19 protein-coding genes are annotated in these 18,916 nt (G+C 66.9%); 14 read left to right on the top strand and 5 right to left on the bottom strand.

Translation table 11 applies throughout. The features are described from left to right. Positions 1 to 62 precede the first annotated feature (62 nt). From M8009_RS09825 to M8009_RS09810, 4 genes are read left to right on the top strand one after another with little or no spacing between them, the layout of a single operon-like run. Complete coding sequence (locus tag M8009_RS09825; RefSeq protein WP_250060663.1) at positions 63 to 1,187, top strand: ABC transporter permease; 1,125 nt, start codon at positions 63 to 65, stop codon at positions 1,185 to 1,187. Beyond that, positions 1,184 to 1,990, top strand: a complete 807-nt coding sequence (locus M8009_RS09820; RefSeq protein ID WP_430886905.1) for an ABC transporter ATP-binding protein — start codon at positions 1,184 to 1,186, stop codon at positions 1,988 to 1,990. Before M8009_RS09825 ends, M8009_RS09820 begins: the two co-directional genes overlap by 4 nt. A 2-nt stretch (positions 1,991 to 1,992) precedes the next feature. After that, positions 1,993 to 2,931, top strand: a complete 939-nt coding sequence (locus M8009_RS09815; RefSeq protein WP_250060662.1) for an MlaD family protein — start codon at positions 1,993 to 1,995, stop codon at positions 2,929 to 2,931. Next, entirely contained in the window at positions 2,928 to 3,548 is a 621-nt protein-coding gene (locus M8009_RS09810; protein ID WP_250060661.1) for an ABC-type transport auxiliary lipoprotein family protein, read from the top strand. Before M8009_RS09815 ends, M8009_RS09810 begins: the two co-directional genes overlap by 4 nt. Before the next feature lie 14 nt (positions 3,549 to 3,562). Here the strand turns inward: M8009_RS09810 and M8009_RS09805 are convergent, their stop codons facing one another. Further along, on the bottom strand, positions 3,563 to 5,491 hold the full coding sequence (locus tag M8009_RS09805; RefSeq protein ID WP_250060660.1) for a sigma 54-interacting transcriptional regulator: 1,929 nt from the start codon (positions 5,489 to 5,491) through the stop codon (positions 3,563 to 3,565). Positions 5,492 to 5,776: 285 nt separating this feature from the next. On the opposite strand from M8009_RS09805, the gene M8009_RS09800 reads away from it, so the two are divergent. From M8009_RS09800 to cynS, 4 genes are read left to right on the top strand one after another with little or no spacing between them, the layout of a single operon-like run. Further along, positions 5,777 to 7,216, top strand: coding sequence for a CmpA/NrtA family ABC transporter substrate-binding protein (locus M8009_RS09800; RefSeq protein ID WP_250060659.1), 1,440 nt, complete (start codon positions 5,777 to 5,779; stop codon positions 7,214 to 7,216). A 1-nt stretch (position 7,217) separates the two neighbouring features. After that, entirely contained in the window at positions 7,218 to 8,078 is an 861-nt protein-coding gene (gene ntrB / locus M8009_RS09795) for a nitrate ABC transporter permease (RefSeq protein ID WP_250060658.1), read from the top strand. Between the two features lie 18 nt (positions 8,079 to 8,096). Next, positions 8,097 to 9,038, top strand: a complete 942-nt coding sequence (locus M8009_RS09790) for an ABC transporter ATP-binding protein (protein ID WP_250060657.1) — start codon at positions 8,097 to 8,099, stop codon at positions 9,036 to 9,038. After that, complete coding sequence (gene cynS / locus M8009_RS09785) at positions 9,031 to 9,471, top strand: cyanase (RefSeq protein ID WP_250060656.1); 441 nt, start codon at positions 9,031 to 9,033, stop codon at positions 9,469 to 9,471. The genes M8009_RS09790 and cynS overlap by 8 nt, the downstream gene beginning before the upstream one ends. Here the strand turns inward: cynS and M8009_RS09780 are convergent. Continuing rightward, positions 9,456 to 10,301, bottom strand: a complete 846-nt coding sequence (locus tag M8009_RS09780) for a fructosamine kinase family protein (RefSeq protein WP_250061160.1) — start codon at positions 10,299 to 10,301, stop codon at positions 9,456 to 9,458. The two genes, cynS and M8009_RS09780, sit on opposite strands and share 16 nt — an antisense overlap. A 152-nt stretch (positions 10,302 to 10,453) precedes the next feature. Beyond that, positions 10,454 to 10,960 (bottom strand): fasciclin domain-containing protein, encoded by a 507-nt coding sequence (locus M8009_RS09775; RefSeq protein WP_250060655.1) that lies wholly within the window; start codon positions 10,958 to 10,960, stop codon positions 10,454 to 10,456. Between the two features lie 257 nt (positions 10,961 to 11,217). Here M8009_RS09775 and M8009_RS09770 point away from each other — a divergent pair, with 257 nt between their 5' ends. Continuing rightward, positions 11,218 to 11,529 (top strand): YqfO family protein, encoded by a 312-nt coding sequence (locus M8009_RS09770; RefSeq protein WP_250060654.1) that lies wholly within the window; start codon positions 11,218 to 11,220, stop codon positions 11,527 to 11,529. A 115-nt stretch (positions 11,530 to 11,644) separates the two neighbouring features. Then, positions 11,645 to 12,400: an SDR family NAD(P)-dependent oxidoreductase gene (locus tag M8009_RS09765; protein WP_250060653.1), complete on the top strand. Its 756-nt coding sequence runs from the start codon at positions 11,645 to 11,647 to the stop codon at positions 12,398 to 12,400. A gap of 20 nt (positions 12,401 to 12,420) precedes the next feature. Here the strand turns inward: M8009_RS09765 and M8009_RS09760 are convergent, their stop codons facing one another. Then, positions 12,421 to 12,978, bottom strand: coding sequence for an NUDIX hydrolase (locus tag M8009_RS09760; protein WP_250060652.1), 558 nt, complete (start codon positions 12,976 to 12,978; stop codon positions 12,421 to 12,423). Between the two features lie 103 nt (positions 12,979 to 13,081). Between M8009_RS09760 and M8009_RS09755 the strand changes: the two genes are divergently transcribed. From M8009_RS09755 to M8009_RS09745, 3 genes are read left to right on the top strand one after another with little or no spacing between them, the layout of a single operon-like run. Further along, positions 13,082 to 13,702 carry a CoA pyrophosphatase gene (locus M8009_RS09755; protein ID WP_250060651.1) on the top strand — a complete coding sequence of 207 codons (621 nt, stop codon included), beginning with the start codon at positions 13,082 to 13,084 and terminating at the stop codon, positions 13,700 to 13,702. Continuing rightward, on the top strand, positions 13,699 to 14,367 hold the full coding sequence (locus M8009_RS09750) for a 2OG-Fe(II) oxygenase (RefSeq protein WP_250060650.1): 669 nt from the start codon (positions 13,699 to 13,701) through the stop codon (positions 14,365 to 14,367). The genes M8009_RS09755 and M8009_RS09750 overlap by 4 nt, the downstream gene beginning before the upstream one ends. 17 nt (positions 14,368 to 14,384) lie before the next feature. After that, positions 14,385 to 15,941: a PAS domain-containing sensor histidine kinase gene (locus M8009_RS09745; protein ID WP_250060649.1), complete on the top strand. Its 1,557-nt coding sequence runs from the start codon at positions 14,385 to 14,387 to the stop codon at positions 15,939 to 15,941. Positions 15,942 to 16,548: 607 nt separating this feature from the next. Here the strand turns inward: M8009_RS09745 and M8009_RS09740 are convergent. Continuing rightward, positions 16,549 to 16,983, bottom strand: a complete 435-nt coding sequence (locus M8009_RS09740; protein WP_250060648.1) for a hypothetical protein — start codon at positions 16,981 to 16,983, stop codon at positions 16,549 to 16,551. 179 nt (positions 16,984 to 17,162) lie between these two features. Between M8009_RS09740 and M8009_RS09735 the strand changes: the two genes are divergently transcribed. Next, positions 17,163 to 18,827, top strand: a complete 1,665-nt coding sequence (locus tag M8009_RS09735; RefSeq protein WP_250060647.1) for a winged helix-turn-helix domain-containing tetratricopeptide repeat protein — start codon at positions 17,163 to 17,165, stop codon at positions 18,825 to 18,827. Positions 18,828 to 18,916 lie beyond the last annotated feature (89 nt).

Genomic DNA, 18,916 nt, shown 5'->3' with positions numbered 1-18,916 from the left:
TAATGAAAAGGCACGCGGGCTGATACCATCGAACCCATGACGCAGCCGAGACGCCATCGCCCATGATCGAGCCGGGCCACATCGACCAGCAGGACGGCCGCCTGGCCATCGCCGGCGACTGGACCCTGGTGCATTACGCGCCTCTCAAGCGCCAGGTCGAGCGCCTGGCGCAGGAGCGTGAGCCGTCCCCGCGCGGGATCGATCTCGCGCGGCTCGCCGCGCTGGATACCGCCGGTGCCGTGCTGCTGATGGAGCTGGTCGGCGCCGGGGCGCTCGCCGCCATCGACGACTGGGCCCCCGACCTGCCGGCCACGCGCCGTGCCCTGCTGCGCACCCTGGGCGAGGCCATGGCGGGACACACGCCGCCCGAGCCGCGGCCGGTGCGGCCGGTGCGGAACTTCCTGGCCGAGACCGGTCAGCGAGTCGAGGGCCTCTGGCAGCAGCAGCGCCTGCTGCTCGGCTTTATCGGACTGACCCTCGCAACGCTGGCCGCCATCCTCTGGCGACCGAGCCGCTGGCGGCTCACCTCGGTGGTGGCCCAGGTCCACCAGACCGGCCTCAATGCCCTGCCGATCGTGGCCCTGCTGACCTTCCTGGTGGGCGCCGTGATCGCCTTCCTGGGCGCCACCGTGCTGCGCGACTTCGGCGCCACCATCTACACCGTCAACCTGGTCGCCTTCGCCTTCCTTCGCGAGTTCGGGGTGCTGCTCGCCGCCATCCTGCTCGCCGGGCGCACCGCCAGCGCCTTCACGGCACAGCTCGGCTCCATGAAGGCCAACGAGGAACTCGACGCCATCCGTACCCTGGGGCTCGACCCCATGGAACTGCTGGTACTGCCCCGCGTGCTGGCACTGATGCTGACCCTGCCGATCCTGGCCTTCGTGGGCATGCTCAGCGGCATTCTTGGTGGCGCCCTGGTCTGCCTGCTGGCGCTGGATATCTCGCTGGTCCAGTTCCTGGCGATCCTGCAACGCGACATCCCACTCAACCACTTCCTGGTGGGGCTCGCGAAGGCGCCGCTGTTCGCCTTCCTGGTCGCAGTGATCGGCTGCCTGGAGGGCTTCAAGGTCAGCGGCAGCGCCCAGTCGGTCGGCGAGCACACCACCTCCAGCGTGGTGCAGTCGATCTTCATGGTGATCCTGCTGGATGCCGTGGCGGCCCTCTTCCTGATGGAGATGGGCTGGTGAGCGCGGCACAGGCGTCGGTCAACGAAGCGCCCCTGATACGGGTCCGCGGGCTGGCCAACCGCTTTGGCCAGCATCGCGTCCACGAGGCTCTCGACCTCGACCTCTATCCGGGCGAGATCCTCGGCGTGGTCGGCGGCTCGGGCACCGGCAAGTCGGTCCTGCTGCGCAGCATCGTCGGCCTGCTGCGCCCCAGCGCCGGCAGCATCGAGGTGTTCGGCGAGGACCTCCAGCGCCTCTCGGCAGTCGAGCGCTCCCGGGTGGAGCGACGCTTCGGCGTGCTCTTCCAGCGCGGTGCGCTGTTTACCTCGCTGACCCTGGCGGAGAACGTTGCCCTGCCGCTGATCGAGCACATCGGACTCTCCCGCCGCGATGCCGAGGTCCTGGCCCAGGTCAAGCTGGCGCTCGCCGGGCTGCCCGTCGAAGCGGCCCGCCAGTATCCCGCCGAGCTCTCCGGTGGCATGATCAAGCGGGCGGCACTGGCGCGTGCCCTGGCGCTGGACCCTGAGGTGCTGTTCCTCGACGAGCCCACCGCCGGGCTGGACCCGATCGGCGCAGCGGCCTTCGACCGCCTGATCATGACCCTGCGCGATGCGCTGGGGTTGAGTATCTTCCTGGTTACCCACGACCTGGACACCCTCTATACCGCCTGCGACCGGGTCGCCGTGCTGTCGCAGCGACGGGTGCTGGTGGCCAACCGCCTCGACGTCGTCGCGTCCACCGACGACGACTGGATCCGCGACTACTTCCATGGGCCGCGGGGCCGCGCCGCCCATCGGGCGGCCCATGACGGAAAGGAGGCCTGACGATGGAACCGCGCGCCCACCATGTGCTGATCGGGCTGTTCACGGTGCTCACCCTGGGCGGGGCCCTGCTGTTCGCCCTGTGGCTCGGCAAATCCAGCGTCGACCGCGACTATGCGTGGTATGAGGTCGGCTTCGACCGTGCTGTCAGCGGCCTGGCCGAGGGCAATGCGGTCCAGTACAGCGGCATCGATGTAGGCAACGTCGTCGAGCTGCGCCTCGACCCCCGGGACCCACGCCAAGTGCGCGCGCTGATCCGTGTCTACAGTGACGTCCCGATCAAGCGGGACACCCGCGCCAGCCTGACGCTGGCTAACATCACCGGTACGATGAACATCCAGCTGCTCGGTGGCACCCCACAGAGCCCCCGACTGGAGGGTAGCCGCGAGGACCCGCCGCTGATTCAGGCCGAGCCCTCGCCGCTGAGCTCGCTGCTCTCCAGCAGCGAGGAGCTCTTCCTCCAGGTAGACACCTTGCTGTCCAACGCCAACCGACTGCTCTCCGAGGAGAACGCCGAGAGCCTGACCCGTATCCTGGGCAACCTCGAGGTCGTCTCCCGGACGCTGGTCGACCGGCGTGATGACATCGACCAGGCCATCACCCGTTTCGGGCAGGCCGGTGCCCAGGCCGAGGAAGGCCTGGCGAGCCTCGCCCGCCTCGGCGAGACCGCCCATGGGTTGCTCGACACCGAGGGCCGCGAGATTCTGGCCCGTGCCGACCGGTCCATGCAGTCGCTGGAGGCCACCACTGCTCGACTCGACCGTCTGACCGAGAATCATCAAGGCTCGCTGGCCCGGGGCCTGCAGGGCGTAGGCGAGCTCGACCCGGCCATGCGCGAACTTCACGCCACGCTGCGTGCCCTCAACCGGCTGGTGCGACGCCTCGAGGAGAACCCGGCCGATGCCCTGCTGGGCCGCGACCCGATCCAGGAGTTCACCCCATGAGCCTGCCCGCCATGTCACGCTTCGCCATGGCCCTGCTGATGGGCGTGCTGCTGGCGGGCTGCAGCCTGCTACCCGAGCAGGAACCGGTGCGCCTCTTCACGCTGCCCGAACCGTCGATATCGACGTCCCCCGAGGCCACCCGCGACCTCACCCTGCGGGTCGACACGCCCAGCGCCGGGTCGCCGCTGGATGGCGCAAGGCTGCTGGTCATGCCCTCCCCCGGGGAGTTCCAGGCTTACGCCGGGGCGCGCTGGCGCGACGATGCCCCGCGGCTGCTGCGCGACCACCTGATCGCGGCCTTCCGCCTCGACGGTCGCCTGGCCGCCGTGGTCGACGACGCCAGCCGGGCGCGCAGCGACGCCAGTCTGGTGAGCCACCTGGGGGCCTTCCACAGCCGCTACCGCAAGGGCACGCCCGAGGTGGTGCTGCGCCTCGAGGTCCAGCTGCTCGACGAGGCCAGCCGCGAGGTGCTGGCCAGCCGCCGCCTCGAGGCGGTGGTGGCAAGCGATGACGACAGCCTCGAGGCCGTGGTCGAGGCCTTCGCTCGCGCCGCCGACCGGCTCGCCGGCGAGCTGGTCGACTGGACGCTGGCGCGGATGGCCCGCGGCTCGCCCTGAGCGGTCAATGGACCTCAGGACGTCCGGTAGTCGCGAGGGTCGATCCGCCACGCCTTGAGGCGCGAGCGCAGGGTCGTCGGCCTGAGCTCCAGCAGCTCGGCGGCACCGCCCTGCCCCGACACCTTGCCCGCGCAGGCGCGCAGCGCCGCCTCCGCACTGACGCGCTGACGGCGAAGCAGCTCAGGCTCGGTGAGCAGAGATGTCTCAGCTTCCTCCTCCTCCGACGGGCGGGACCCTCCGCCCCCCTCTCCGTCATGCGTGACCGGCACCGCCGCCGCCTCCGTCGCCAGCAGGTCGTCGAAGACCAGCCGCTGGCCCTGAGCAACGATGACCTGGCGCTCGATCACGTTCTCCAGCTCGCGAATGTTGCCCGGCCAGGGATAGCGCTTGAGCACCTCCAGCTGGGCGGGTGGAAGACGCACACCGGGCTTGTTGAACTTCTGGCAGGCGCGCACCAGGAAGTGCCGCGCCAGCAGGGGCACGTCCTCGGTCCTTTCGCGCAGCGGCACCGAGACGATGGGAAAGACATTGAGTCGGAAGTAGAGGTCCTCGCGAAACGCCCCCGCCGCGACCATCTCGCGCAGCTCGCGGTTGGTGGCCGCGATCACCCGCACATCGACCTCGCGGGTGCGATTCTCGCCCACGCGCTCGAACTGCTGGTCCTGCAGTACCCGCAGCAGCTTGCTCTGCAGTTCCAGCGGGATCTCGCCCACCTCGTCAAGAAACAGCGTGCCGCCATCGGCCAGTTCGAAGCGCCCGGGGCGGTCGCTCACCGCGCCGGTGAAGGCGCCCTTCGCATGACCGAAGAACTCGCTCTCGAACAGGTCACGGGGAATCGCCGCACAGTTGACGCGGATCAGCGGACGATCGCCGCGCGTGCCGCCGGCATGGATGGCGCGGGCGATCAGCTCCTTGCCGGTGCCCGATTCACCGCTGATCAGCACGTTGGCATCGGTGGGCGCGACCAGCGCGATCTGCCGAACCAGGTGCGCCACGGCGGCACTCTCGCCGACGATCTCCCGGTGGTTGAGCTCCGCCTTGATCTCCTCCTGCAGGTACTGGTTCTCGAGCTCGAGCCGCCGCTTGAGCGACTCCACCTCGGCCAGCGCATCGCGCAGCTGCTGTTCGGCCCGCTTGCGTTCGCGGATATCGCGAAACAGCACCACCGCGCCCACCAGGCGCCCCATCTCGAAGATCGGCGTGCTGGTGTACTCCACCGGGATCGCCTCGCCGTTCTTGTGCCAGAACACCTCGTCGTCGACCCGGTGTACCTGGCCATCGCTGAACGAAGCATGAATCGGGCACTGCTGTACCGGAAAGTGGCTGCCGTCGGCCTGGGTGTGGTGAAAGAGCTGGTGGGCACCGTGGCCGACCATGTCCTCGCTGCTCCAGCCGAGGATGCGCTCGGCGGCGGGGTTGACGAAGGTGGTACGCCCCTCGGCGTCCAGGCCGTAGATACCCTCGCCCGCCGCGCCGAGGATCAGCTGGTTCTGGCGCTCGATACGCTCGAAGACCTGCTCGACCCGCTCCCACCCCACCTGGCCGCGGCGGTGCTGGCGGTGAAGCTCGGCCCGGGCGCGCCGCTGCTCCGCCTTCTGGCGGTCGACCAGGGTCAGCAGCAGTCCCGCGTCGAGGACCCGGGCCTGTACCTCCACATGGCGCGGCTGGCGCTTGAGGTCGAGGATCACCAGGTCATCCGACCAGGCCGTCGAGCGGGTCAGCGCCTCGTCGGTGAAGCAGACCCACAGCGGCAAGGAGGCCCCCAGGAAGTGGCTGAAGGGGCGCTCGACCAGCTCGCCGGCCACGCCTCCCAGCAGGCGGCAGGCGGCCTCGTTGGCCGAGACCAGCCGGTCGGCCAGGGGGTCGATCACCACCAGCGCCTGGGGCGCCCGGGCAACGACCTGTTGGGACAGCGGCAGTGCGGCGACGGCGGTATTGGGCATGCGGCGCTCCTCGGCAGGCGATGCCCCTTCACATACAAGTGCCGGGCCAATGACGAAGAATCGTCATTCTTTCAACGAGATCTCGTGATTGGCGAGATCTCGTCACGAGCGGCCCGGACAAGCGCAGCCTCTGCCGAACACTGCAAGCCACTGGCTTGAAATATTTTTTTTCATCACGCCGCGTGATGGCACGCGCTTCGCAGTCTTCTGGGGGAACACATGAGCCGCGCCAGGCGTGCACCAGCCTGGCGCATGCGTCTCCTTCCACTGCACGAGCGACGTGACATGACCATGAACAACGATCACAACAGTCTGGGTAACCCCTTCGACCACCGCCAATCGCTGATCCATGGACGGCACTGCGACTGCCAGGCGTGCACCGATGAGGCACGGGCAACCTCCCCTTCGCACCATCACGCCGATTCGCCGCAAGCGGCATCCGCCGAGCCGCGGCCCACGCCGCAGGACCAGGAGGCGATGCTGGACCGCGTGGTGGAGAGCGCACTGGTGCGCGGCATGTTCGGCCACAGCGACATGCACCGCCGCCAGTTCATGAAACTGGTGGGTGGCGGCACCGCCGCCGCGGCCCTGGCCAGCCTCTTCCCCCTGGATGCCGTCAAGGCCGCCGTCAAGGAAAGCATGGGGCCGCTGGAGAAGACGCAGCTCAATGTCGGCTTCGTGCCCATCACCTGCGCCACGCCGATCATCATGGCCCACCCCATGGGCTTCTATGAGCGCTATGGCCTGGACGTCTCGGTGATCAAGACCGCCGGCTGGGCGGTGGCCCGCGACAAGTCGCTCAACCGCGAGTATGACGCCGCCCACATGCTGACCCCGATGCCGCTGGCCATGAGCCTGGGCGCCGGCTCCAGCCCCGAGCCCTTCATCATGCCGGCGGTGGAGAACATCAACGGCCAGGCGATCGTGCTGCACAACGATCACAAGGACAAGCGCGACCCCCAGCAGTGGAAGGGCTTCATCTTCGGCGTGCCCTTCGAGTACTCGATGCACAACTTCCTGCTGCGCTACTACGTCGCCGAGCACGGCCTCGACCCCGATCAGGACATCCAGATCCGTGTCATCCCGCCCCCCGAGATGGTCGCCAACCTGCGCGCCGGCAACATCGACGGCTTCCTCTCGCCGGATCCCTTCAACCAGCGGGCCGTCTACGAGCGCATCGGCTTCATCCACCTGCTGACCAAGGAGATCTGGGAGGGACACCCCTGCTGTGCCTTCGCCACCAGCGCCCAGTTCGCACGGGAGAATCCCAATACCTATGGGGCCCTGCTGCGCGCCATCATCGATGCCACCCAATATTCCTCGAACCCCGAGAACCGCTCGGAGATCGCCGAAGCCATCGCCCCGACCAACTACCTCAACCAGCCGGTTACGGTCATCGAACAGGTCCTGACCGGCACCTATGCCGACGGCCTGGGCGGAGTGCAGCGAGTGCCCGACCGCATCGACTTCGACCCCTTCCCCTGGCACTCCATGGCGGTATGGATCCTGACCCAGATGAAGCGCTGGGGCTACATAGAGGAGCACGTCGATTACCAGCAGGTCGCCCGGGAGGTCTATCTCGCCAGCGAGGCCCGCGAGGTGATGCGCGAACTCGGTTACGAGGCGCCGGAGGAGAACTCGCGCAACTACCAGATCATGGGCAAGACCTTCGACTACACCCAGCCCGAAGCCTACATCGAGAGCTTCGCTATCCGGAGGGGCTGACATGGATCGCACGACGACCGAGTGGAACTTCAGCCTCAACGTGCGCGCCAGCGTGCTGGCCGTAGTCCTCCTGGCCATCGGCCTGGGGCTCTGGGAGGGCCTCAACCAGGTGCCGACCCTGGGCGGCGGCGGGGCCGAGCTGAGCGAGTACGAGAAGCTCATGGCCGGCGCCGACGAGACCGCCAAGGTACCGCCGCCCTCGGAGATCCTGGTGCGTGCCTGGGAGGAGCTTTCCAATCCCTTCTATGACGCCGGTCCCAATGACAAGGGCATCGGCATCCAGTTGGGCTACTCCCTGTATCGCGTGCTCACCGGCTACCTGCTGGCCGCGGCGATCGCCATTCCCCTGGGGTTCCTGATCGGCATGTCGCCACTGATGTACAAGGCGCTGAATCCCTATATCCAGGTGCTGCGTCCGATCTCGCCACTGGCCTGGATGCCATTGGCGCTGTTCATCATCCAGGACTCCGAGGCCTCGGCGATCTTCGTGATCTTCATCTGCTCGATCTGGCCGATGCTGCTCAATACCGCCTTCGGGGTGGCCGGGGTCAGGGAGGACTGGGTCAATGTGGCCCGTACCCATGAGCTGTCACCGATGAAGACCGCCTTCAAGGTCATCCTGCCAGCGGCGGCACCCACCATCCTCACCGGCATGCGCATCTCCATCGGCATCGCCTGGCTGGTGATCGTCGCTGCCGAGATGCTAGTGGGCGGCACCGGCATCGGCTACTACGTCTGGAACGAGTGGAACAACCTGGACCTGACCAGCGTGATCTTCTCGATCCTGATGATCGGTGTCGTAGGAATGCTGCTGGACATGTCGCTGTCGGCCGTCGCCCGCCTGGTCACCTATGAAGAATAATCCCTTGAGGAGTCAGTCATGAATCACGCCTTCGTGGAAGTCCAGCAGGCCGCCAAGCGCTTTCCCGGCGCCAAGGGTGAGCCCGACCTGACGGTGTTCGAGAACGTCAGCTTCCAGCTGAAAAAGGGCGAATTCGTCTGCATCATCGGCCACTCCGGCTGTGGCAAGTCGACCATCATGAATTCCCTGGCCGGGCTCGATCGCTTCAGCGACGGCGCCATGGTCATGGAGGGCAAGGAGATCGACGGGCCTGGCCTGGAGCGCGGCGTGGTCTTCCAGAACTACAGCCTGCTGCCCTGGCTCTCGGCCCTGGAGAACGTGCGCTTCGGTGTACGCGCCCGCTGGAAGGACTGGGACCAAGCCAGGGTCACCGAGCACAGTCTCGAATACCTGGAGATGGTCGGGCTCAAGGACGTGGTGGATCGCAAGCCCGCCCAGCTCTCCGGGGGCATGCGCCAGCGAGTCAGCATCGCCCGGGCCTTCGCCACCAAGCCCAAGCTGTTGCTGCTCGACGAACCCTTCGGCGCCCTGGACGCCCTCACCCGCGGGGTCATCCAGGACGAGCTGATCAAGATCTGGACCCGGGATCGCCAGACGGTGTTCATGATCACCCACGACGTGGACGAGGCGATCCTGCTCGCCGATCGCATCTTCCTGATGACCAATGGCCCGGAAGCCCGCGTGGCCGAGGCAGTGGAAATCGACTTGCCACGACCACGCCACCGCGCCGAGATCGTCAAGCACCCCCATTTCTACAAGATCCGCAACTACCTGGTGGACTTTCTGGTCACCCGCTCGGCCGAAATGGACCCCGCCGATCTGGACCGCAAGGGGCTGCATTACCCCCGAGCGGTCAATCCCGCCAGCGAAGACGCCACCGCCCCTGCCACCGCGTCTACCAAGGACGCCACCGACGACAAGCTCGTCAGCTTCACCCCCAAGGAGACTCGTCATGGATAAGCTCGAAATGCGCCACACCCTGCTCGCCGCCAAGGCCCGCAAGCAGATGAACTGGGAACAGATCGGCAAGGCCGTGGGCATGTCGCCGGTGTGGGTCGCCTCCGCCTGCTACGGCATGAACAGCGCCAGCGACGATGTCGCCCACAAGATCGCCGACGTGCTCGGCGTCGACAAGGAGGTCGCCGACGCCCTGACGACCTTTCCCACCAAGGCATGGGACGAGGCGATTCCCCAGGACCCCTTCATCTATCGCCTCTACGAGGTGGTCGGCGTGTATGGCGAGACCCTCAAGGACGTGGTCCAGGAGAAGTTCGGCGACGGCATCATGAGCGCCATCGACTTCACCATGGAGGTCGACAAGATCGAGGACCCCAAGGGCGACCGCGTGCTGCTGACGCTCAGCGGCAAGTTCCTGCCCTACAAGGCCTGGTAGCCTTCGAGCCTCGCTACCACGCGTTCGACCGCGCCGCGATAGCCACCGCCAAACAGCAGCAGGTGGTTGAGCAGCGGGTAGAGCTGAAAGAGCGTCTCGCGCCTCGGCCACTCGGCCGGGGCGCGTCCGTTCCAGTAGGCCTCGAGGAAAGCCTCGCCTGGCGCGCCGAACAGCGTCAGCATGGCCAGGTCCACCTCCGGGTAGTGGCGATAGACCGCCGGGTCGATGATCGCCGGTCCCTGCGGGGTGAAGAGCACGTTGCCGGACCACAGATCGCCATGCACCAGGCTGGCCGGGGCATCCGGCAGCCAGGTCTCCAGCCCATGGGCGATCGCCTCGATACGCTGGCGCAGCCGGCCATCCATCAGGCCTCGCGCCTGACAGGCATCAACCAGGGGCAGCAGACGGCGATCACGCTGGAAGGCGCGGCCGTCGGGCAGCGGGGCATTGGGCTGAGGCGTGCGCCCGCAGGCATTGTCCCGCGGCCAGCCATGGGTCTCGCCGGTCAGCGCATGGAGCCGGCGCAGTCCCTCGCCGAGACTCGCCCCGTCACCGGGGGCGCGCCCCGACGCCAATGCCTCCATCACCAGCCAGCCCCCCGCCTCGGACAGCACCTCGGGCACGACCAACCCGCTGCCGGCCTCACGCAACGCCCGCAGGCCATCGGCCTCGCCGGCCATCCGCTCGGGATCGTCATGCTTGACCACCACCTCGCCCTGGTCGGTCGCCAGGCGATAGACCGCGGCGATATCGCCGCCCCCCAGGGGCTGCGGCTCGCCCCGCGGCGTCAGCCCGGCATCCGACAGCAGGGCGGCGAGGGTCTTGTCGATCGGCATGGGCAAGGCTCCTGTACTCGATGCCATGAGGGTCGCCAGTCCAGCCGGTAGTGTCAAAACGGTGAAGAAAAAGGGCCGCCCGGGGGCGGCCAGAAGGGGCATTCAAGCAATGAGCAGGGTGACAGACCCCGATCGGGTAACCGGAATCACTCGGGCATCAGCACGCTGTCGATCACGTGGATGACGCCATTGCTGGCCTCGATGTCGGCCTGGACGACGGTGGCATCATTGATCATCACGCTGCCGTCCATGGTGGTGATGGTGATGTCCTGGCCCTGCACGGTGGTGGCGCTGTCGGCGGCCATGGCGTCCTCGGCCATGATCTTGCCGGGAACCACGTGGTAGGTGAGGATCGCCTGCAACTGCTCCTTGTTCTCCGGCTCGAGCAGGGATTCCACGGTGCCTTCCGGCAGCGCGCCGAAGGCCTCGTCGGTCGGGGCGAAGACCGTGAAGGGGCCCTCGCCCTTGAGGGTCTCGACCAGGCCGGCCGCCTCGACTGCGGCCACCAGGGTCTCGAACTGGCCCGCACCCGCCGCGGTGTCGACGATGTCCTTCTTCATGCCATGGTTATCGGCCTGGACGCTACCGGCGAGCATCAGGCCCAGTATGCCGGCGCCGATGAACTGGGAAACGGGAGTGGTGAAGGTCTTCATGGGGCACTCTTCCTCTTGGGCTGACCCCGGACGCGGCGCGGCCGGTGGGTTGCATGGCTTCAGGTCGATGGCCGTCTTCGACCTCAACCTATCCGGAATCTAGTCTTTGTATAGGTATTGGACAAGTATTATTTTTCCCATCATCCCCGCGACAAGTGCCGGCCTCCTCTTCCCGAGAGTCGGGTGACAACGGGGCTGACGTCATCGACGCGATATGGCACAACGGAAAAAGGTTCATGCAGAGAGGAGTCGCAACCATGTACAAGTTGGCCTTCTTCGTGCCCGTGGCGGACGCCGAGGCCGTCAAGGAAGCGGTCTTCGCCACCGGCGCCGGGCGCATCGGCGACTACGAGGCGTGCTGCTTCCAGACCCGGGGCACCGGACAGTTCCGCCCGCTGGCAGGCGCCGACCCGCACATCGGCCGGATCGGCGACCTGGAGCAGGTAGAAGAGCTCAAGGTGGAACTGGTCTGCGAGGATTCGCTGATCCGCGAGGCGCTGGCCGCCCTGAAGACGGCCCATCCCTACGAGGAGCCGGCCTTCGACGTCTGGCGGCTGGAGGGCCTTTGAGCGTCGGCCGATGCCAGGCGTCACCTCGGCCCCGTCACGCCCAACCACTGGAGACGCCTTGCCGCCCGGCCTATGATGCGGGGTTCGAGACACCATTTTTCGAGGAGGAGTCCCCATGCCCATCGCCATGATCACCGGTGCCACTTCCGGCTTCGGCCGCGCCGCCGCCCGGCGCTTCGCCGCAGATGGCTGGTCGCTGATTCTCACCGGGCGGCGCAGCGAGCGCCTGGAGGCACTCGAGCAGGAGCTCGAGGGCAAGGTCGAGGTGCTGACCCTCACACTGGACGTGCGGGATGCCGAGGCGGTGGCCCGGGCGGTGGAGGCACTGCCCGCCGGGTTTCGCGAGGTCACCTGCCTGGTCAACAATGCGGGCCTGGCACTGGCGCCCAAGCCGGCGCAGGAGGTGGACCTCGCCGACTGGCATACCATGATCGACACTAACGTCACCGGGCTGGTCAACGTCACCCATGCCATGCTGCCGCGGCTGATCGCCACCGGCGCCGGGGCAAGCATCATCAACATCGGCTCGGTGGCCGGCAGCTGGCCCTACCCCGGAGGCCACGTCTACGGCGCCACCAAGGCCTTCGTCGAGCAGTTCGGCTACAACCTGCGCTGCGACCTCAAGGGCACCGGCGTCAGGGTCACCGACATCTCGCCGGGAATGGCCGAGACCGAGTTCACCCTGGTGCGCACCAAGGGCGACCAGGCCGCCTCGGATGCCCTCTACAGCGGCACCACGCCACTGCAGGCCGAGGACATCGCCGAACAGATCTTCCACGTGGCGACGCTGCCGGAGCACATCAACATCAACCGGCTGGAGGTGATGCCGACGCGCCAGACATGGTCGCCCTTCACCATCGACCGGGACTGAGCGTTCAGGCACTGCCCCCGTCAGGCACTACCAAAGTAGCGCTCGCGATCCTCGGCGGTGATGTCGCTGACATGCAGCGGGAAGGCGGCCTCCCGCCGGTCGTCGTAGAAGTGGCGCAGCGTGCGCTCGATGGTGGGGAAGGCGAGCGCGTCCCAGGGGATCTCGTGCTCCTCGAACAGCGCCACCTCGAGGCTCTCGGGCCCCGCCTCGAAGTCGCCTGCGAGATCGGCGCGGAAGATCATGTAGACCTGGTCGATGTGCGGCAGGTTGATCAGGGTATAGAGACCGTGGATCTCGACCTCGGCACAGGCCTCTTCGCGGGTCTCGCGGGCGGCCGCCTCGACAGTGGTCTCGGCGTTCTCCATGTAGCCCGCCGGCAGGGTCCAGTAGCCCTTGCGCGGAGGAATGGCGCGGCGGCACAGCAGCACCCGGCTGCCGCTCACCGGCAGGGTGCCGGCGACGATGCGCGGGTTCTGGTAGTGGATGGTGCCGCATTCGTCGCAGAAGTAGCGCGGCCGGTCGTCCCCGTCGGGAATCGCGAAGCGCACGGTATGGCCACAGTGACTGCAGAAGTTCATGGCGCTCCCTGGCAGGCTGGCGGGCGGCATGACGGCCACCCGGTCAGGGCTTGACGCCGCTCACGGCGGCCGAGTAGAAGGAATCAAACCCGATGGAAACCCCATGTTAGAGAACCTTCGCGAACGCCTGCAAGCACACCGGCCACTCCGGGTCGGCCTGCGCCTGCCCGAGGCCGCGGTGCTGCTGCCCATCGTCGACCGCCCCGAGCCGACCCTGCTGTTCACCCGCCGCGCCGACCATCTCAACACCCACAGCGGCCAGGTGGCCTTCCCCGGCGGCAAGCGTGAACCGCACGACGCCGACCTGCTGGCCACTGCGCTGCGCGAGTCCCTGGAGGAGATCGCCCTGCCGCCGGAGCGCGTGGAGCTGCTCGGCCGGCTGTCGGACGTGGTCTCGCTGCATGGCCTGCGCGTCACTCCCTGGGTAGGACTGATCCCGCCCGACCTCCCGCTCACGCCCGACCTGAACGAGCTCGATGCCATCTTCGAGGTGCCGCTCTCGCACTTCCTCGAGGACCAGCGCACCCACACCGACGTGATCCGGGTGGACGGCCGCGACTACTACGTGCCCAGCTACCGCGCCGATGGCCAGGTGATCTGGGGACTCTCCGCGATGATGCTGGTGGAACTGCTCGCCGAGGGCTTCGCCATGCCGATCAACCTCTTCGAGCGGCCGCCGGGCGAACTCCTCTTCCGCCCCGAGCGCCGGGTCTCCAGCCCATGACGACGGCCACCCACCTCTCCACCACCGTCCTGCCCCGCGAACGGCTGGCCAGGCTGGTCGACGCCCTGGTGGCCCAGGGTTGGTTCGTCGGCGAGGCCTTCATCCCCGCCGAGCTGTGCGCCGAGCTCTACCAGGAAGTGACCACCATGGCCGACCACGAGGCCCTCGAGGACGCCGGCATCGGGCGCGGCCAGGCCCACGCCCTGCGCCGGGACATCCGCGGCGATGCCATCCGCTGGCTGGACCGCGAGAGCCGGGCCCGGCGCCGCTACCTGGAGGCCATGGGCGAGCTGCAGCAGGAGCTCAACCGGGCGCTGTTCCTGGGCCTCTTCGAATACGAGGCGCACTTCGCCCACTATCCACCCGGCGCCTTCTACCGGCGACATCTCGACAGCTTCCGCGGACGTGCCAACCGGGTGGTCTCCACGGTGGGTTACCTCAATCCCGACTGGCCGGCCGATGCCGGCGGCGAGATGGTGATCTTCGACGCCATTGATCCCGAGCGCGAGCTGGCCCGGGTACGCCCCGAGGCCGGCACCTTCGCCTGCTTCCTCTCCGATAGCGTGCCCCACGAGGTGCTGCCCACCCGCCGGCCGCGGGCCAGCATCGCCGGCTGGTTCCGGCGCAACGCCTCCCTGGGCGGCCTGGTGGACCCCGCACGCTGATGACGGAGGAGGCGGCGATGGGCGAGCTACGGCAACTGCGGGCACGCGTCGCCGAGCTGGAAGCACGCAACGTGGCCCTCGAGGCCGACAAGACCCACTATCGCTGGCTCGCCGACAGCACCACCGACCTGATCTCCCGCCACGCCCGGGACGGCACCTTCCTCTACGCCTCCCAGGCGGCCCGGGACCTGCTCGGCTACGAACCCGAAGCGCTGATCGGCGTCTGTGCCTACGACCTCTTCCATCCCGCGGACCTCAGTGACCTGCTCAACAAGTCGCCGCGGGTCTACTACCACGACGGCTTCTACCAGCAGACCTACCGCTTCCGGGCCAGGGATGGCCACTATGTCTGGTTCGAGACCACCAGCCGCACCCGCCGCGACCCGGCCACCGGCGAGCTGATCGACATCCTCTGTGTCTCCCGGGACGTGAGTCGGCGCATCCACGTCGAGGCCCACCGCGAGCGCCTGGCTCGGGTCGTGGAATCGACCACCGACTATGTGCTGTTCGTCGATGGCCACGAATGCATTTTCTATTCCAACGAGGCCGCTCGCCGGCTGCTCTCGCGTCCGTCACGACGCTTTCGGGAGGACAGCGCGGCACCCCTTGATCAGGCCTACACGCCGGACGCCCTGGCGGTGCTGCGCGAGGTCGTGCTGCCCGCCGTGACGCGCTACGGCTCCTGGAGCGGCGAGCTCGAGATGCGCGGCCCGCACGGGGCCGTGCCGGTGCTCAGCGTGGTGATGGCCCACTCGGCGCCCGGTGCCGAGCCCGACCATCTCTCGCTGCTCAACCGCGACATCGGCCTACGCAAGGCCGCCGAGGCCCATCAGCGCCGCCATCAGGAGCAGATCGCCCACGCCAACCGCCTGGCCACCACCGGTGAGCTCGCCTCCAACATCGCCCACGAGCTGAACCAGCCGCTGGGCACCATCGCCAACTACGCCAGCGGCGCCCTGCTCAAGCTCGACGCCGGCCAGCCGGCCGAGGCGTTGCGCCTGCCGCTGGAGCGAATCCAGGAGCAGGTGACGCGTCTCGGGGAAAGGCTGCGCCATATCCGTGGCTTCGTCCGCAAGGGGCAGACGCGCCCCCGGCCGGTGGCGCTGCGCGAGGTGGTCGACGCCGCCTGCCGGCTCTGCGAGTGGCAGTACCAGCAGGCCGGCGTGGCGCTGGAGCATGAGTTGCAGGGCGCCCTGCCGCGGGTACTCGTAGACCCGGTGGCCCTGGAGCAGGTGCTGGTCAACCTGCTGCTCAACGCCCTGGAGGCGAGCCGCCGCCGACCCGACGCCGACCAGGTGACAATCGATGCCCGGCGCACGGGCCCGCGGGAGGTCGTCCTCACGGTCAGCGACCACGGCCCCGGGGTGCCGGCAGCCGCCCGCGAGTTGGTCTTCGCCCCCTTCCACTCGGGCCGTCCCGAGGGGCTGGGGATGGGCCTGGCCATCAGCCTCTCGCTGATGGAGGCCATGGGTGGAGACCTGCGACTACTGCCCGATGACGGCGCCGGTGGAGCCACCTTTGCCGCCACCTTGCTGGCCGATGCCCCCTCCCCCACTCCCCCGAGTCCCGCGTGACCAAGCCGCCGAGCTCCTTCGGCAGCGCCGCCTCCCGCGCGAAGTTGACGGACGCGATCACCTCGACCACCCCGGCACACCGCACGATCATGGCCGGGCGTCGGTCGATCAGGCCGTTGAACACCCGTCGAGCCTCGTCATAGCCCTCCTGTGCCGGCAGGACGAGTCGTCCCCGCAAGCAGTCCCGGAAGTGCTGGATGGTGCTGTCATTGATGGTCATGCTCATGGACGGTGCCATCTTCTTGAGGATGGCTTCCTTACGCTCTGCGGGGTAACGCACGTCGATCACCTCTCAATCCGTTTAGGTGACAACTACGTTGACGGAGAGGGTGTGGCCCACCGCTCACGACTTGCCTACGCCTACGCAAAGCCAGGAAGTTTGATTAGGCTGATCTATGTGAGAGCGCGTATCCGCACCCTGCGTTCCCGTCGCTGTCAGGCGGTGCAGGGGCAGCTGCCGGGGACGACGGCACCAGGCGTCACGCCCCCCATGGCGGTAGCGTGGTTGAGTGACGAGGCAACGGCGGCCGGGTGCACCACAAGAGGCCAGGCTGTCTTGCGACAACCTGGCAATAATTGAAAAGGAAGGAAGGAAAAGAAGGAGTGTTCAGAGGGTATTGCCGTCCTCAAAGCCCTCGTAGGTACCGTTCAGGCTGCCGTCAGCGTTGAACTTCGTTACCACTCCATCCACGACCAGCACGTCGAGGCAGCGCAGCCGCCCTTCGTCGCGGCCATCCCAGGACACGCAGATGCTGTCGTTATCTGTGATCCCGTAATAGCCTGTGGCGCTCCAGTCGCCGCCGATCTGCTCGCCCTGGAGGTCGTTGTCCTCACCGTAGTGAATTGCCATCTTTCTGTCCCCGGATGGGGATAACCAGGTTCCTGTCTTGCCAACGAATTGTTCGGCAATTTCGTCCGCGGTGAGCTGCTGGGCACCATTGTCGAGCACCTCCTTTATCGCGGTTCCCGCAGCCAAACTGGATGAAGCGCTTGCCAGCAATATGCTAGCCAGTGTCATGATCAGAGACATCTTGATGTTCATGGACATTCTCCTCCGGTTGGTTACGAAAAATCCTGCGCCAAGAGACAAGGAGACCGTTCGGGACCACCTCGAGCCAGGACACAAGTTAATGATGGCGCGGATTAGAGCGTGCCGCTTTAAGAACGCATGAATTTTGCTGTTTTTTCCATGATTTTTCATGACGGAAGTCGGTGTCAGCCATGATCTATCGCTTCGAAAGGTTCGAGTTCGATCCGGAGGCGGCCCGGTTGCTCGATTCCGGCCAACCCGTCGCGCTTGAGCCGCAGGTCTTGCACCTGCTGCAGTACCTTGTCGAGAATCGGGACCGCATCGTCACCAAGGACGAACTGATCGACGAGATCTGGCAGGGACGCGTCGTTTCCGATGCGGCGCTCAACACGCGCATCCGTGCGGTCCGCAGGGCGCTGGGCGACGATCGCGCTCAGCAGAAGTTCCTGCGGACCTATCCCAAGCGGGGCTTCCAGTTTGTGGCCGAGACCGACTGTCTCGAAGGGGGCGAAGAAGGTGACGCCCGGGTCAGGGCATTTCATGCGAAGCCCCGCCTCCGTGTCTGGGTCTTGGCGGGGCCGGTTATTGTGCTCCTCGTTCTGGGGGTGTTGGGTGCCGTATGGTGGCAGGCTGAAAGCTCAGTTACCGAGCCTTCGCTTCCTGCCAAACCCTCTATCGTCGTCCTGCCATTCGACAATCTCTCCGGTGATCCCGACCAGGAATATTTTGCCGACGCCTTCACGGAAGACCTGATCACGGACCTGTCACGTATCCGAGGTGCCTTCGTCATCGCGCGTCGCACCTCATTCACTTTCAAGGGAAACGCGGTCGACGTGAAGGACGTGGCAGCCGACCTGGGGGTCCGCTATGTCCTCGAAGGGAGCGTCCGCCAATCCGGCGACCAGGTTCGCATCAATGCACAGCTGATCGATGGCCAGACCCGTCGTCACGTCTGGTCGGACCGGTACGACCGTTCCTTGACGGATGTGTTCTCGGTTCTGGACAACGTAACCGGGCAGATCGCCGCGGCGCTGAAGGCCGAGCTGCGTGAGGCGGATAGCGAGAGGCAACGGCCGATGGCAAGCCTCGATGCCTGGGACTACGCGCTGCGTGGCAATGTGCTGTTGTTCAACCCCGATAGCGCGGAAGATTTTCAGGACGCCAAGGCGCTACTGGACAAGGCGGTGGAACTCGACCCCGGCATCGCATCGGCATGGAGTGGGCTGGCATTCGTCCATTTCGCGGCGAGCACGCGCCCCATCCCCGGCGTCTCGGTGGCGAACTCGAAAGACCTGTCCCTCGACGCGGCACAGCGGGCCGTATCGCTCGATCCGAAGGACGCCGAAGGGCACTGGATGGTAGGGGTGGGCTATGCCCGGAACGGACAGCCAGAGCGGGGTCTGGCTTCATGTCATACCGCAATGGAACTTAATCCCAACAACGATTGTGCGTATGTGTGTGCCGGCCTGACCAACATGGCGCTGGGAAAGCCGGGCGAAGGCGTGCCGCACTTTCGACAAGCCCTGCGCCTGAATCCAAGGTTCCGGCCGTCTTCGAAATATACCTACATGGGGTTCGCGTATTTGCACGACGAACAGGATGCCAAGGCTATCACCGCACTGAACCGCGCGATCGCCGGTTCACCCAATGACCCGACGGCGAACTTCGCCTTGGCCGCCGCCCTGGCCTTGAACGGCCGCGAGGAAGAGGCGCGTGCCGCGCTCGAGCACTCCATGGCCCTGGCGTATAGCGACCGAACCACGATCGAGACGCTGCGCGCCAGCCACTCCTGGATGGGCCCGGGATTTAAGCGCGTCCTCGAAGGCCTGCGTCTCGCCGGCATGCCTGAGCAGTAATCCGGCGATGCTGGCTTCCTGGACATTCTCAGACCCAGGATGAAGCCAATTCTTCGAACATGCGCCGCCTCTTCCACGCCATGCATGGC

This window comes from Halomonas gemina (genome assembly GCF_023554995.1).
GTDB lineage: Bacteria > Pseudomonadota > Gammaproteobacteria > Pseudomonadales > Halomonadaceae > Halomonas > Halomonas gemina.
This window is presented reverse-complemented; position numbering and strand designations above follow the sequence as displayed.